10 protein-coding genes are annotated in these 14639 nt (G+C 74.4%); 6 read left to right on the forward strand and 4 right to left on the reverse strand.

Features of this window, described 5'->3' with window-relative positions:
* Positions 1-29: 29 nt before the first annotated feature.
* From KSE_RS36550 to KSE_RS36560, 3 genes are read left to right on the forward strand one after another with little or no spacing between them, the layout of a single operon-like run.
* A complete protein-coding gene (locus KSE_RS36550) occupies positions 30-839 on the forward strand; it encodes an ATP-binding cassette domain-containing protein (RefSeq protein WP_231873284.1) in 810 nt (269 codons plus the stop codon).
* Complete coding sequence (locus KSE_RS36555) at positions 836-2128, forward strand: sugar ABC transporter permease (RefSeq protein WP_014140437.1); 1293 nt, start codon at positions 836-838, stop codon at positions 2126-2128. Before KSE_RS36550 ends, KSE_RS36555 begins: the two co-directional genes overlap by 4 nt.
* Before the next feature lie 12 nt (positions 2129-2140).
* Positions 2141-3364, forward strand: a complete 1224-nt coding sequence (locus KSE_RS36560; protein WP_014140438.1) for an ROK family transcriptional regulator — start codon at positions 2141-2143, stop codon at positions 3362-3364.
* Positions 3365-3425: 61 nt separating this feature from the next.
* On the opposite strand, the gene KSE_RS36565 is transcribed toward KSE_RS36560, so the two are convergent.
* Together KSE_RS36565 and KSE_RS36570 are read right to left on the reverse strand one after the other, a co-directional pair.
* Complete coding sequence (locus KSE_RS36565) at positions 3426-4856, reverse strand: non-reducing end alpha-L-arabinofuranosidase family hydrolase (protein ID WP_033259559.1); 1431 nt, start codon at positions 4854-4856, stop codon at positions 3426-3428.
* Positions 4857-4942: 86 nt separating this feature from the next.
* A complete protein-coding gene (locus KSE_RS36570; protein ID WP_014140440.1) occupies positions 4943-6433 on the reverse strand; it encodes an endo-1,4-beta-xylanase in 1491 nt (496 codons plus the stop codon).
* A 539-nt stretch (positions 6434-6972) separates the two neighbouring features.
* Here KSE_RS36570 and KSE_RS36575 point away from each other — a divergent pair.
* The gene (locus KSE_RS36575) at positions 6973-8313 is read left to right on the forward strand and encodes an extracellular catalytic domain type 1 short-chain-length polyhydroxyalkanoate depolymerase (protein ID WP_014140441.1); all 1341 of its coding nucleotides are present in this window, start codon (positions 6973-6975) and stop codon (positions 8311-8313) included.
* A 69-nt stretch (positions 8314-8382) separates the two neighbouring features.
* Here the strand turns inward: KSE_RS36575 and KSE_RS36580 are convergent, their stop codons facing one another.
* Positions 8383-9549: an endo-1,4-beta-xylanase gene (locus KSE_RS36580; RefSeq protein WP_014140442.1), complete on the reverse strand. Its 1167-nt coding sequence runs from the start codon at positions 9547-9549 to the stop codon at positions 8383-8385.
* Between the two features lie 309 nt (positions 9550-9858).
* A complete protein-coding gene (locus KSE_RS36585; protein ID WP_014140443.1) occupies positions 9859-12354 on the reverse strand; it encodes a glycoside hydrolase family 9 protein in 2496 nt (831 codons plus the stop codon).
* A 271-nt stretch (positions 12355-12625) separates the two neighbouring features.
* Here KSE_RS36585 and KSE_RS36590 point away from each other — a divergent pair, with 271 nt between their 5' ends.
* Both KSE_RS36590 and KSE_RS36595 read left to right on the forward strand, forming a co-directional pair.
* The gene (locus KSE_RS36590) at positions 12626-13519 is read left to right on the forward strand and encodes an IclR family transcriptional regulator (protein ID WP_014140444.1); all 894 of its coding nucleotides are present in this window, start codon (positions 12626-12628) and stop codon (positions 13517-13519) included.
* Positions 13520-13605: 86 nt separating this feature from the next.
* A complete protein-coding gene (locus tag KSE_RS36595; RefSeq protein WP_014140445.1) occupies positions 13606-14634 on the forward strand; it encodes an aromatic ring-hydroxylating dioxygenase subunit alpha in 1029 nt (342 codons plus the stop codon).
* Positions 14635-14639: the final 5 nt, after the last annotated feature.

Genomic DNA, 14639 nt, shown 5'->3' on the forward strand with positions numbered 1-14639 from the left:
CCGCCCCGCCAACCCCAGGAGCCCCACCGATGGCAGACACACCGATGGCAGACGCCCCGACGGCAGACGCCCCGACCCTCGAACTGCGCGGGATCGACAAGAGCTTCGGCCCCGTCCAGGTCCTGCACGACGTCGCGCTCAGCGCCCGCGCGGGCGAGGTGACCGCGCTCGTCGGCGACAACGGCGCGGGCAAGTCGACGCTGGTCAAGTGCATCGGCGGGATCCACTCCGCCGACGCGGGCGCGTACCTCTTCGAAGGCCGGCCGGTCCAGGTGCACAGCCCGCGCGACGCCGCCGCGCTCGGCGTGGAGATCGTCTACCAGGACCTCGCGCTCTGCGACAACCTCGACATCGTCCAGAACATGTTCCTCGGCCGGGAGAAGCGCCGCGGCCTGGTCCTCGACGACGCGACCATGGAGGAGATGGCCGCCGCCACCCTCAGGAGCCTGTCCGTGCGCACCGTCACGTCGCTGCGCCAGAAGGTCTCCAGCCTCTCCGGCGGCCAGCGGCAGACCGTCGCCATCGCCAAGGCCGTGCTGTGGAACAGCAAGCTGGTGGTCCTCGACGAGCCCACCGCCGCCCTCGGCGTCGCCCAGACCGCCCAGGTCCTCGAACTCGTCCGCCGACTGGCCGACAACGGCCTGGCCGTCGTGCTCATCTCGCACAACATGAACGACGTCTTCGCGGTCTCCGACCGGATCGCCGCCCTCCACCTCGGCCGGACCGCCGCCCAGGTCAGGACCACCGACGTGACGCACGCCCAGGTCGTCGAACTGATCACCGCGGGCCGCAGCGGCGACCTCGGCCCGCAGCACACCCCCAAGGGAGCCGCCGCATGACCGCCCTCGCCCCCGAGCAGTCCGAGCAGCCCGAGCGGCCCGAGCGGCCGGGGGAACCGGGGGAGCCCGCGCGGCCTACCGGCCCCGGCACCGGCCTCGCGGACCTCGGCCGCGGCTACCTCGGCCGGCTCCGGGCCGGCGAACTCGGCTCGCTGCCCGCCGTCGCCGGCCTGGTCGTGCTGTGCGCGCTCTTCGCGCTGCTCCGCCCGGTCTTCCTGTCCGACCTCAACTTCGCCAACCTGCTCACCCAGAGCGCCGGCAGCATCGCCATCGCCATGGGCCTGGTCTTCGTCCTGCTGCTCGGCGAGATCGACCTGTCGGCCGGCTACGCCAGCGGCGTCTGCGCCGCCGTGCTGGCCGTCCTGCTGACCGACCACGGCTGGCCCTGGTACGCCGCGGTGGCCGCCGCCGTGCTGACCGGAGCCGTCATCGGCCTGCTGCTGGGCTTCCTGGTCGCCAAGGTCGGCATCCCGTCCTTCGTGGTGACGCTGGCCGCGTTCCTCGGCTTCCAGGGCGTCGTGCTGATCCTGCTGAAGGAGGGCACGAACGTCTCGGTCAAGGACCCGACCGTGCTGGCGATCGCCAACGACAACCTCAGCCCCCTCCTGGGCTGGCTGCTGCTGGCCGGCTGCGTGCTCGGCCACGCCGCCCTCCAGCTGCGCCGCGGCCGCGACCGGGCCCGCCGCGGCCTGGCCGGGACGCCGCCGCTGCTGCTCGCCGCCCGGATCGGCGCCGTCACGCTGATCGGCGCCGTCGCCGTCGGCCTGCTCAACCAGGAGCGCAGCCGCAACGTCCTGGTCAGCTCGCTCAAGGGCGTGCCGCTGGTGGTGCCGGTGATCGGCGCCCTGCTGCTGCTCGGCACGTTCACCCTGCGGCGGACCCGCTTCGGCCTGCACGTGTACGCCGTCGGCGGCAGCCCCGAGGCCGCCCGCCGGGCCGGCATCAACGTGGCCTCCATCCGGATCGCCGCCTTCGTGATCTGCTCCTGCCTGGCCGCCGTCGGCGGCGTCATCGCCGCCTCCCGGGGCAACTCCGTCGACCCCAACACCGGTGGCAGCAACGTCCTGCTGCTCGCCGTCGGCAGCGCCGTGATCGGCGGCACCAGCCTGTTCGGCGGCCGCGGCCGGATGGTCGACGCGGTGCTCGGCGGCCTGGTCGTCGCGGTGATCCAGAACGGGATGGGACTGATGGGGTACAGCTCGGGCGTCAAGTACGCTGTCACGGGATCGGTTCTGCTGGTGGCCGCCGGTGTGGACGCCATGTCCCGCCGCCGCACCGCCCGACGATGAGGGTCACCCGCGATGAGAGCCGGTCCTTCCCAGGAAGAGGTCCGCCAGCACAACCTGGGCGCGCTGCTGCGCCACGTCCACCACGAGGGGCCCACCTCGCGCGCCGTCCTGGCCGCCGGGCTGGGCCTCAACCGCAGCACCATCCTCGGCCTGGCCGGCGACCTGGCGGCCGCCGGCCTGGTCCGCGAGGAGGCGCCGCAGGAGACCGGCCGGGCCGGACGGCCCTCCCTGGTCGTCCGCCCCGAACCCGCCCGGGCGCACGTCCTCGCGATGGACGTCGGCGTGGAACGGCTGTCCGCCGCCCTGGTCGGGCTCGGCGGCGCCTTCCTGGACCGCCGCGAACACCGCTGGCCCGCCGGGCAGCCGCAGGACCCCGCGCGGGTGGCCGACCTGCTCGCCGGGTTCGCCCGCGACCTGCTCGCCCGCCGGCCCCCCGGCGGCACCTGGGTCGGCGCGGCCGCGGCCGTCCGCGGCCTCGTCCGCCACCCCGACGGCCTGGTCGGCCTCACCCCCAACACCGGCTGGAAGGACGTCGACCTCGCCGGGGCGCTCACCGACCGGCTCCGCCGGCACCTGCCCGACCTGCCCGACCTGCCCGTCCTGGTCGCCAACGAGGCCAACCTCGGCGCGCTCGCCGAGCACCGCCGCGGCGTCGGCCGGGGCAGCCGCAACCTCGTCTACCTGCACGGCGAGATCGGCATCGGCGCCGGGGTGATCAGCGCCGGCGAACTGCTGCGCGGCGCCCGCGGGTACGCCGGCGAGATCGGCCACCTGACCGTCAACCCGCACCGGGGGCGGCCCTGCGGCTGCGGCGCCCGCGGCTGCCTGGAGGCCGAGGCCGGCGAACGGGCCCTGCTGGAGGCCGCCGGCCGGGACGGCACCGGAGCCGAGGCCGTCCGCTCCGTCGTCGCCGCCGCCGACCTCGGGGACGTCACCGCGCGCGCCGCCCTGCACCGGGTCGGCGACTGGCTCGGCATCGGCATCGCCAACCTGGCCAACCTCCTCGACCCCGACCTGGTCGTCCTCGGCGGCACCCTGCGGGACGTCTACCTCGGCTCCGCCGCCCAGGTGCGCAGCCGGATCAACACCAACGCCCTCGCCGCCGTCCGGGAGGGGCTGCGCCTGCGGGTCGGCGCACTCGGCGACGACACCGTGCTGATCGGCGCCGCCGAACTGGCCTTCGCCGACCTGCTCGCCCGGCCGCTGGAGACGCTCGCCCGGCTCTCCGGACGGTAGCCGCCGCGCGGACGGGCCCCGGCCGGGTGGCCGGGGCCCGCCGTCGCGGTGTCGGAGCGGGTCAGTGCTGCAGGGTCAGCACGCCCGGGCGCCAGGGCAGTTGGTCGTAGCTGCCGGTCGCGGTCGGCGACTTGCCCTGGTAGAGCAGCTGGAGGTTGCAGGGGTCGATGGTCATGGTCTGGTCGGGGTTGTTGCGGACCAGGTCGCCGTGGCTGATGTCGTTGGTCCAGCCCGCGCCGCTGTTGGCCTTGCCCGCGAAGGGGTTGGCCTCGGTGGCGGCCTGCGGGGTCCAGGAGCCGTTCAGGCTGGTGGCGGTGAAGGAGCGGAAGTAGCGCTGCTCGGTCGCGCCCCGGGCCTCGACGATCATCAGGTACTGGTTCTGGCCCTTGACCTTGTAGACCTGCGGGGCCTCGAACAGGTTGGCCGCGGTGTCGGTCATCACCGTGGTGTACGAGGAGCCGAAGCTCCCCGGGAAGTTGCCGATCGGCATGCTCGCCCGGTAGATGCTGCCGTTGTCACCCGCGAAGAACAGGTACATGTTCTGGTCGTCGGCGATCAGCGTCTGGTCGATCGGCCCGGTGCCGGAGTTCGGGATGCTGCCGGTGAACAGCGGCTGCGGCGCGGACCAGCCGTTGGGGTTGGTCGGGTCGCTGGAGGTGCGGTAGATGAACGGCCAGGCGCCCCACTGGTAGGCCAGGATCCAGACGTTCTTCGGCGCGAAGTAGAACAGCGTCGGCGCGACCGCGGACTGGCCCATCCCGGTCTGGGCGGCCGAGGCCATGTCGGACCAGTCGGTGAACGGCGCGAACGCCATCGAGCCGTACGAGGACCCGTTCACGTTCGAGGCGTACACCAGGTGCTTGCCGTTGTAGACGACGTCGGTGAAGTCCTTCACCGCCGCCCAGCCGTTGGCCGGCTGCGCCAGCGCGCCGGTGGAGCTCCACCGGTAGGTCGACGGGAGCGGGCAGCTGGTGCCGGTCGGCGGGGGCGTGGTCGGGGTGGTGCCGGTCAGGCCGGTCCACTGCTGGTTGGCCCGGCCGTTGCAGGTCCACAGCTCCACGGCGGTGCCGTTGGCGGTGGCGCCGCCGGTGACGTCCAGGCAGAGGCCGGACGCGACGCCGACGACCGTGCCGTCGGCGTTCACCCGCCACTGCTGGTTCGCGCCGCCGCTGCACGCCCAGATCTGCACCCGGGTGCCGGCGGTGGCGTTGGTGGGGACGTCCAGGCACTTGGTGCCGTAGACGGTCAGCTGGTTGGCGGAGGTCAGCGTCCACTGCTGGTTGGTGCCGTTCCAGCAGTCGTAGACCTGCAGCAGCGCGCCGTCGCTCTGGCTGCCGCCCGCCACGTCCAGGCAGCGGCCGGCGGAGGCGCTCTTCAGCGCGCCGGTGCTAGCCGCCTGGGCGGCGGGGCCGGCGACCAGCAGCGCGGCGAGCGCGGCCGCGGTCGCGACCAGCGCGGACAGCTGCCGGCGGCTCGGATTTCGGCTGTGCACGGGGTTCTCCTCGGGGGTGGGGGAGGGGGTCGGGGAGGGGGTCGGGGAGGGACCGCGCCCGGCGCGGGGGCCGGGCGCGGTCCGGGTCACTTGAAGGTCCAGTGCTGGTTGGCGCCGCCGTTGGAGTCCCAGACCTGGACGGGCGCGCCGTTGCCGTTCTGGCCGCCGGGGATCTCCAGGGCGCGGCCGCTGGCCGCGTTGAGCAGGGTGTAGGAGCCGTCGGCGTTGCGGCTGGCCCGCCAGTGCTGGTTGGCCGCGCCGCCGTTGGCGTCCCAGACCTGGAGCCTGGTCCCGTTGCCGGTCTGGCCGCTCGGCTCGTCCAGCACCCGGCCGCTGGCGAGGTTGGTCAGGGTGTAGCTGCCGTCGCTGTCCTGGGTGGCCCGCCACTGCTGGTTGGCGGCGGTGCCGTTGGCGTCCCAGACCTGGAGCTGGGTGCCGTTGCCGGTCTGCCCGGCGGGCTCGTCGAGGACCCGTCCGGCCGCCACGTCGGTGAGCGTGTACACGGTGCCGGAGACGATGCCCCCGCCGGGCGTGCCGCCGCCGGGCGTGCCGGCGGCGTTGTTCAGGGCGTTGAGCACCGAGGTGTACGCGGCCTTCTTGTTGCCGTTGTTGTCGAACAGCAGCGGGTTCTCGCCGGTGCGCCAGGAGTCGCTGTCGCGGATGCCCCAGACCGTGATGCCGGTGCAGCGGGCGACGTCGAGGCAGGCCTGGACCGCGCCGGCGTACGCGGCGGGGGCGGCCTGGGCGATGTCGAGCTCGGTGAGCTGGACGTCGACGCCGAGCGCGGCGAAGTTCGCCAGCGTGGTGCGGAAGCTCGCGGGCGCGCCGCCGCTGCCGAAGTGGCTCTGGAAGCCGACGCAGTCGATCGGCACGCCGCGGGACTTGAAGTCCTTGACCATGCTGTAGACGCCCTGCGTCTTGGCGGCCGACCAGTCCTCGATGCTGTAGTCGTTGTAGCAGAGCTTGGCGGCCGGATCGACGTTCCGCGCGGTGCGGAACGCCTGCTCGATGAAGCCGTCGCCCAGCAGGTTCTGGAACACCGAGGGGCGGTGCCGGCCGCTGCCGTCGTCGGCGAACGCCTCGTTGACCACGTCCCAGGCGTAGATCTTGCCCTTGTAGTGGGACATCTCCTGGGTGATGTGGTTGTCCAGCACGCCGCGCAGGGTGGCGGCGTCGCCGATCGAGCCGACCCAGCCCGGCAGTTGGGAGTGCCAGACCAGGGTGTGGCCGCGCATCCGCTGGCCGTGCGCGGCGGCGTGGTTGACGATCGAGTCGCCGGGGCCGAAGTTGAACGAGCCCCGGGCGGGCTCGACGGTGTCCCACTTCATCTCGTTCTCCGGGGTGATCATGGTGAATTCCCGGTCGAGGACGGTGGCGTAGGTCGAGTCGCCGAGGCGGCCGGAGGCGGCCGCGGTGCCGAAGTAGCGGTTGCCGCCGGCCGCCGCGGCGCCGAGCGTGGCCGCTCCGGCGGCCTGGGCGGCGGGGCCGGCGGTGAGGACGGCGACCAGGCCGGCCGCCGTGCAGACGGCCGGGGTCAGGGCCTTGTGGAACCGGGTCTTCCGTGGGAGTCGGGGCATGACGGATCGTTCTCCTTGGGTGGGGGAGGAGAGTGCGCGCCGGGGAGGCCGGGAGCCTCCGGCCGGCGGTCGTGCGGGGCGGCGCCCCGCCGGGCCGTTCCCGCCCGGCGGGGCGCGTGGGGCGTGGTGCGGGAGAGGCGGTCGGTCGAGGGAAGGGTGGGCGCCGGGCCCTCGATCATGCTGTTAGCGCTAACAATTCGGCGTGCGGGACACCGGCCTCTCCGGGGTCGCCCCGGTGAAATGTGGACCAGGCGTTACCTGTTGTCAATACTCCGCGCAGCGGCCGCCCGGAGCCGCCGGCCCGGCCCGCGATCCGCCCGGCCTGCAACTTTCACCGCCGCCGACCCACGCCGACCCGCGCCGACCCGCGCTTCCGGCCGGCGGAACCGCAGGTCGGAGGGGTGCCCCGCCCCGGCCAACCCGGCTGTCCGGCAAGGGGGTCGGCGACAGCGCAGGCGCGCGGCGGGTACCATCGGTGTCTCATCCGTGGTGGCGCCGGACCCCCGCATGCCGTTGGCACTCCCGACGGAGAGGCTCCCATGCCCCGAATCCACTCGTCCGCGTCCAGACTGCTCGGCGTCCTCGCCGTGCTCGCCCTCGCGCTCGGCCTGAACCTCCAGGCGGCGCCCCGGGCCGGCGCGGCCTCGCTGACCCAGGTCACGAACTTCGGCACCAACCCGACCGGCCTGCTGATGCACCTGTACGTGCCGGCCTCGGTCAGGCCCGACCCGCCGATCCTGCTCGCCCTGCACGGCTGCCAGGGCAGCGGCCCCTACCTGTACTCCAGCACCGACTTCGGCCGGCTCGCCGACCAGTACGGCTTCCTGGTGGTCTACCCGTCGACCAGCCCGGCCGGCAGCTGCTGGGACGTCTCCTCCGACCAGGCGCTGACCCGCGGCGGCGGCAGCGACCCGGTCGGGCTGATGTCGATGGTGACCTACGCCGAGCAGCACTACGGCGGCAACCCGAACGCGGTGTACGTCACCGGCGAGTCCTCCGGCGGCATGATGACCAACGTGATGCTCGCCGACTACCCGGACGTCTTCAAGGCCGGCGCGGCGTTCATGGGCGTGCCCTACCACTGCTTCGCCACCGGCACGGTGCGCGGCTGGAACTCCGCCTGCGCGCAGGGCCAGGTCTCGATGACCGCGCAGCAGTGGGGCGCCCTGGCGCGCGGCGCCTACCCCGGCTACACCGGCCCGCGCCCCCGGGTGCAGCTGTGGCACGGCACCGCCGACACCATCCTCAGCCACCACGACCTCGGCGAGGAGGTCAAGCAGTGGACCGATGTCCTCGGCGTCGGCCAGACGCCGTCGTCCGCCGACACCCCCGCCGCCAACTGGAACCGCACCCGCTACGCCGACGCCGCGGGCACCGTCCGGGTCGAGGCGTACAGCATCGTCGGGGCCGGGCACGAACTGCCGGTCCAGGGCGCCGGGATGGCCGCCAACGCGGTCCACTTCATGGGCCTGGACGCCGCCCCCGCCCCCGCCGGCGGCCCGCTGCGCGCGGTCGCGGCCGGCAAGTGCCTGACCGACCCGGGCAGCGCGGCGGGCAGCCAGCAGCAGATCGCCGGCTGCACCGGCGCCGCCGGCCAGACCTGGACCCGCACCGCCGACGGCCGGCTGACCGTGACCGTCGGCGGCGCCACCCGGTGCCTGGACGCCAGCGCCAAGGGCACCGCCAACGGCACCAAGGTGATCACCTGGTCCTGCAACGGCCAGCCCAACCAGCAGTGGCAGGTCAACGCGGACGGCACCGTCACCGGCGTGCAGTCGGGGCTCTGCCTGGACGTGGCCGGGCTGGGCACCGCCGACGGCACGCCCGTCCAGCTGTGGGGCTGCAGCGGCGGCACGAACCAGCAGTGGAAGCTGGGCTGACGGCGAAGCCGGCCCGCGGCGGCTCCCCGTGGGGGTGGGAGCTGCCGCGGGCCGGCCGTCCTGGGGGTGCTACTTCCTGCCGCCGCCGTGCCTGGCGTCGCCCGCGGCGAGGGCGAGGTCCTGCCGCAGGGTGAAGTAGGCGGGCTTCGGCCGCATGTTGACGTCGTAGAGCAGGCCGTAGCCGGTGCCGGCGAAGGTGCCGGGGATCCACGAGTCGCCGTCGTACACGCCCCACGCGGTGAACGAGACGCAGGCGTCGACGAGCTGGCAGGCCGTCAGCATCTGGGAGAACTCGTACGGCTGGGCGAACGCGGCGAGCTGGCTGGTCGGCACCTGGTCGGTGGCGTTGTCGACGAAGGTGCGCACGTCGGCCTCGGTGACGGCGACCTTCAGGCCGAGGTCGGCGTACGCCTGGAGGTCGGCCTGGAAGCGCTGCCCGTCGAAGCCGTACTGGGTGTCGAGGTGGCCCTGCTCGCCGATGCCGTCGACCGGCACGCCCTGGGCGACCAGCTTGCCGAAGAAGTCGTGCACGGCCTGGAACTTGGCGTTGCTGCCGTCCTGGCCGGCGATGTTGTAGTCGTTGTAGAAGAGCAGGGCCTTCGGGTCGGCCTGGTGGGCCCAGCGGAAGACGTCGGCGACGACGCCCTCGCCGAGGTTCCTGATCCAGAAGTCGTCGCCGTTGAGGCCGTTGGGCAGCGGGTTCGGGTCCCAGGCGTTGGCGAAGACCTCGTTGGCGACGTCCCACTGCCAGATCCTGCCCCGGAAGTGCGTGACCTCGTCGGTGACGTGCTTGCGCAGGATCTCGCGCAGCTGGTCCTTGCTGATGCCGCCGTCGGCCACGCCACCGGTCAGCCAGGACGGCAGCTGGTTGTGCCAGAGCAGGGTGTGGCCGCGGACCTGCTGGCCGTGCTCCCCGGCGAACGCCACCAGCCGGTCGGCGGCGGCCCAGTCGTAGCTGCCGCGGGTCGGCTCCACCGACTCCCACTTCATCGCGTTCTCCGGCGTCACGACGGAGAACTGGCCGGCGACCAGGTCGGTGTACGGCTGGTCGCTGCCCAGGTGGGCGTCGTCGACGGCGGTGCCGATGCCCAGCTTCTGCCGGTCGCCGAGGGCGCGCAGCGAGTCGGCGGCGGGGGCCGGCTTCTTCTCCGGGGCGGCCGCGGCGACGGCGGACGGGACGAGCGGGAGGACGACGGCCGCGGCGGCGGCCGCCACGAGCGTACGGCGAAGCTTCACAACGAACTCCTCGGAGTCACGGGAAGAGAATCAGGCTCGAAAGTTTCGGAATTGTTTCGAACAATCAAGAAGCTAGCCAGCCGAATCCACTCCAGTCAATGGCCGTGCAGCGCGCGGAAGTTGCCGGAGGGTGAAAGAACGGCCCTGGCCAGCAGCTCTGCGCGGTCGGCCGAAGTTTCCGGCGGATCACCGGAAGTTTTCATTGACGTCACCCGGGAACGCCGCCTAGTGTCCACCTCGGCCCGCCGCCGCAAAGCCGTCTGCCCGCCGCACCGGGCCGGTGCGGCGGGCAGACGGGCGGGGCGCGGTTCAGGCGCAGTCGGCTCCGTTCACGGTGAACCGGGCCGGTGTCGCGTTGCCGCCGGAGTACGTCGCCTGGAAGCCGAAGCTCGCGCTCGCGCCGGGCGCCAGGGTGCCGTTCCACCCCGCGTCCCGCGCGGTCACCGCGGCGCCGCTCTGGGAGGCGGTCGCGTTCCAGGCGTTGGTGATCCGCTGGTCACCGGCGAAGCTCCAGCCGAGCGTCCAGCCGGCCAGGGTCGAGGCGCCGGTGTTCCGCGCCGTCACCGTCGCGGTGAACCCGTTGCCCCAGGAGCTGTCCACCGTGTAGGCCACCGCGCAGCTCGCCGCGGGCGGCGCGGTGTCGTCGTCCGCCTCGGTGGCCGTGAAGGTCGCCGACTGGACGCCCGGGCCGGAGACGGTGAACAGCGCGCTGCCCGCCAGGGTGTCCGCGTCCTGTGCCGCCGTCAGCGAAACCTGCTGCGCGGCGGCCCAGTCGGCGGGGGTGAAGAGCAGCGAGGAGGTGGCGGCCGCCAGGTCGGTGTCGCCCGAGGTGCGGGTGACCGTCACCGTCACGTTCTGGGCGGGCGCGGCCGAGAGCTTCACCGCGACCGACGCCGAACCGCCCTCGGGGACGGTCACCGCCGCGGGCGTGACCTGCACGGCGGGCACCGCCGGGGCCGGGCGCCGCTCGGCGGCGAACGCGGCCAGCCAGGCCAGCGAGGCGTTCCAGTTGACCGCCACCTCGTTGGTCGAGTACGAGCCGATGTCGTCGACGTAGCAGGCCGCCGGGGCGCAGCCCGCCAGTTGGGCCTCGGCGACCGGGTCCTGCAGGCCGGAGTTCGGGCCGCCCGCGAACGAGCCGGCCGGCGGGTGCGGCAGCGAGGCGTCGTTCTGGTGCGCCCAGAAGCGGTGGTGCTCGTTCTCCGCGGCGCGCGCGCCGTAGCCGCTCACGTAGGAGCGGTCCAGCGCGTTGCGGCCCAGCAGGTAGTCCATGGTCTCCAACGCCCCGCTGCGGTAGCGCTGTTGACCGGTCAGCTCGTAGGCGACAGCCAGCACCATCGCGTTGTTGGCGACCGCGCTGTTGGAGCCCCACACGTAGCCGTCGGGGGCGAGCGGCACCGCGTAGCCCTGGCCGCCCATGGTGGACAGGTAGCCGTCGGCGGCCGTGGTCAGCAGGCCGCGCAGCCGGGCCAGGTCGTCGGCGGGCAGTGCCACGCCGGGCACGGTGGCCAGGGTGATCCGGCCGAGCGTCGCGGTGCCGCCCCACCAGAAGGCGTCCGCCGGCCTGGCGTGCAGCGGGGAGGAGGTGACGGCGTCCCGGTACTGCGCCTCGCCGGTGGTGGCGAGGAGTTCGGCCGCCGCCCAGTAGAACTCGTCGGAGACGTCGGCGTCCTCGTAGGCGCCGCCGCCGGTGCTGTCGGTGGCCGGGGCGAGCAGGTTCGGGTTGGCCTTGGCGGCGCTCCAGGCGCGGCGGGCCGCGTCCAGGCAGCGGGCGGCGAAGGCGGCGTCGTACGGCGCGTAGACCCGGGCGCACTGGGCGGCGGTGGCGGCCAGGTTGAGCGTGGCGGCGGTCGACGGTCTGTGCAACTCGCGCTGCTGGTCGTCGAGTTCGGGGCGGGTCGGCAGGCCGGTCCACTGCGCGTCGTGGATCTTGTGGAAGGCCGTCCCGGCCAGCGGCTTGCCGTCCGGGACCTGCATCCGGAGCAGGAACTCCAGCTCCCAGCGGGCCTCGTCCAGCACGTCCGGCACGCCGTTGCCGCGCTCGGGCACCCGCAGCGTCGCGTCGCCGAGGGCCGCGTCGCCGCCCGCGCGGCGGGCCCGCTCGAAGGAGCCGACCAGCTCCCAGGTCGCGATGCCGCCGTTGACCACGTACTTGCCCTGGTCGCCCGCGTCGTACCAGCCGCCGCGCACGTCCAGCCGGTAGTCGCACACCCCGGCCTGGCACGGCACGCTGGTGTCGCCCTTGTTCGGCGCCACCCCCAGGTGCCCGGCGGGGCGGGCGTACGCGCTGCCGCCCGCGAGGGCGGCGTCGATCGCGATGCCGCTGCGCTGCTGGTAGAAGAAGTTCAGGCTGTCCGCGCGCAGCCCGTCGTACAGCGCGGCCGAGATGGCGAACGGGTGGCTGGCCAGGCCGCCGACGACCAGCGTGAAGCCGGTGCCGGTGCCGGTGTAGGCGCCGAAGTCCACCAGGTGGGTGGACTGGCCGGACGCCTGGTCGGCGCCGTGCACGGTGGTGCTGCCGGACGCGACCTGGGCGCCGGCCGAGTCGCGCAGCTGCCAGCCGAGCGGGGCGGTCGCCGCGCTGACCACGGTGGCCCGCTTGGGGCCGTCCGGCAGGTAGCCGAGCTGGTTGACCCGGACCGGGAAGTCGGCGGGCGCGCCGACGGTGGCGGCGGCGGGGGCGAGCGCGGGGGCGAGCGCGGTGGCGCCGGCGGTGGCGGTGAGGCCGCCGGCGGCCAGGGCCAGGCCGGTCAGCACGGCGGCCGCGCGCCGGGGCAGCCCGCGGCCGGAGGGGATCGGAGGCACGGGTGGGAGCCTTCCTGTGTGGGGGAGGGGATGCGTGGGGTGGGCGCTCGCAGACGTGGGAGCGCTCCCATCCGCCCCAATGAAGCCAGCAGCGCGGCGGGCGCGTCAAGAGGCGGTAAACGCGCACGAGTTGACGGCCCGTCGGACCGAAGGGCGCCCCCGTGGCGCCGCCCGGCCGGGCAGCGGACCGATCCGCGCTGGTCACGCCCGGCGCCGCAGGCCCGCCGCCCGCCCCTGGCCGGGAGCCGCCCGATGCCCTACCGTCGCGCCCATGACCCTCCCGACCACCCCGGCCACCAACGCCGCCGGGCGGCTGCTGTCCGTGCTGGCCGCCTTCGACCGGGCGGCCCCCGCCCTCACCCTGACCGAGATCAGCCGCCGCGCCGGACTCTCGCTGCCCACCGCGCACCGGCTGCTGTCCGAACTCACCGCCTGGGGCGCGCTGGAGCGCGACGCCGACGGCGTCTACCACGTCGGGCTGCGCCTGTTCGAGCTCGGCACGCTCGCCCCGCGCGGGCCGGTGCTGCGCGAGGCGGCCCTGCCGTTCCTGGAGGACCTGTACGAGGCGACCCGGGAGAACGTGCAGCTCGCGGTCCGGGAGGCCGGTGACGCGGTCTACGTGGAACGGCTGGCCGGCCGCTCCTCGGTCGGGGTCCGCACCCGGCTCGGCGCGCACTGGCCGCTGCACGCGACCGGTGTCGGCCTGGCGCTGCTCGCGCACGCCCCGGCCGCCTTCCAGGAGGCGTACCTGGCCGCCGGACTGGCCGCCTTCACCCCCTGGACGGTGACCGACCCGGACCGGCTGCGGCGGATGCTGGCCGAGGTGCGCACCACCGGGCTGGCGGTCAGCGACCGCCAGGTCACCGAGGACGCGCTGTCGGTCGCCGCCCCGGTCCGGGGCGGCGACGGTGCGGTGGTCGCGGCGGTCTCCGTGGTGGTGCGCGCGCCGGGCAGCGCCGCCGCGCTCGCCCCGGCCGTGCGGCTCGCGGCGCGCGGCATCTCCCGGGCGCTGGCGACGGGCCGGGCGGCGGGCGTTGGCGCGGGTGCGGCGGGCGTTGGCGCGGGTGCGACGGGTGCGAGCGCGGGTGTGACGGGTGCGGCGGCGGGCGCGAGCGCGGGTGCGACAGGGCCGGGCGCGGCGGGCCGGGCGGCGCCTTTCGCCTGACGGAAGTCCCGTTGTCGGCCCCCGGAGGGCGCTGGGAGCCTCCTCGCATCCCCGCTGAACCCCCACCCACTCCAGGGACGGCCCCCATGACCCAGTTCGCCCGCAACCAGTGGTACGTCGCCGCGTACGCGGCCGAGGTCGGCGACGACCTGCTCGGCCGCACGGTCCTCGGCGAGCCCGTGGTGCTCTACCGCTCGGCGGAGGACGGCCGGGCGATCGCGCTGGCGGACCGCTGCGTGCACCGCCGCTTCCCGCTCTCCGAGAGCCGCCGCGAGGGCGACGCGATCATCTGCGGCTACCACGGCTTCACCTACGACCGGACCGGCGCCTGCGTCTCCGTCCCCGGCCAGACCCGGGTGCCGCGCACCGCGCGGGTCGCCGCGTACCCCGTCGTCGAGCAGGACTCGCTGGTGTGGATCTGGATCGGCGACCCGGCCGCCGCCGACGCCTCCCGCGTCCCGCGCGCCCCGCACCTGGCCGACCCGGCGATGACCACCGTGCGCGGCATGGAGCCGATCGACGCCGACTACGGCCTGCTGGTGGACAACCTGCTCGACCTCTCGCACGAGACGTACCTGCACGGCGGCTACATCGGCACCCCCGAGGTGGCGGCCACCCCGATCACCACCGAGGTGGACGAGGAGGCGGGCGTGGTCCGGGTCTCCCGGCACATGGCGGACGCCGAGTGCCCGCCGTTCTACGCCCGTTCCACCGGCATCGAGGGCCGGATCAGCCGGCTCCAGGACATCGAGTACTTCGCCCCCTGCCTGTACCTGCTGCACAGCCGGATCACCCCGGTCGGGCAGCCCGGGCCGGTCTTCCGCACCGAGATCACCTACGCGATCACCCCGTCGGCGCCCGGCCGGGTCTACGACTTCTGGGCCGTCTCGCGGGACTTCGCGGTCGGCGACGAGCAGGTCACCGCGTTCCTGCGGGACTTCAACCACACCGTGGTGATGCAGGACGTCGACGCCCTCGACCTGCTCCAGCGCGCCCTGGACACCGAGCCCGGCCCCTACCAGGAGCTCAGCATCAACATCGACACCGGCGCGCTGGCCGCCCGCCGGATCCTCGCCGCGCTGGCCGCCGCCGGCGCCGACCGGGCCGACGCGTGAGCTGC

The sequence above is a fragment of the Kitasatospora setae KM-6054 genome, assembly GCF_000269985.1.
Taxonomy (GTDB): domain Bacteria; phylum Actinomycetota; class Actinomycetes; order Streptomycetales; family Streptomycetaceae; genus Kitasatospora; species Kitasatospora setae.

Bases quoted from the DNA above. Each gene is read 5' to 3' on its own strand.
- KSE_RS36550 (WP_231873284.1), top strand. From the start codon at position 30: ATGGCAGACACACCGATGGCAGACGCCCCGACGGCAGACGCCCCGACC.
- KSE_RS36555 (WP_014140437.1), top strand. From the start codon at position 836: ATGACCGCCCTCGCCCCCGAGCAGTCCGAGCAGCCCGAGCGGCCCGAG.
- KSE_RS36560 (WP_014140438.1), top strand. From the start codon at position 2,141: ATGAGAGCCGGTCCTTCCCAGGAAGAGGTCCGCCAGCACAACCTGGGC.
- KSE_RS36570 (WP_014140440.1), bottom strand. From the start codon at position 6,433: ATGCCCCGACTCCCACGGAAGACCCGGTTCCACAAGGCCCTGACCCCG.
- KSE_RS36575 (WP_014140441.1), top strand. From the start codon at position 6,973: ATGCCCCGAATCCACTCGTCCGCGTCCAGACTGCTCGGCGTCCTCGCC.
- KSE_RS36590 (WP_014140444.1), top strand. From the start codon at position 12,626: ATGACCCTCCCGACCACCCCGGCCACCAACGCCGCCGGGCGGCTGCTG.
- KSE_RS36595 (WP_014140445.1), top strand. From the start codon at position 13,606: ATGACCCAGTTCGCCCGCAACCAGTGGTACGTCGCCGCGTACGCGGCC.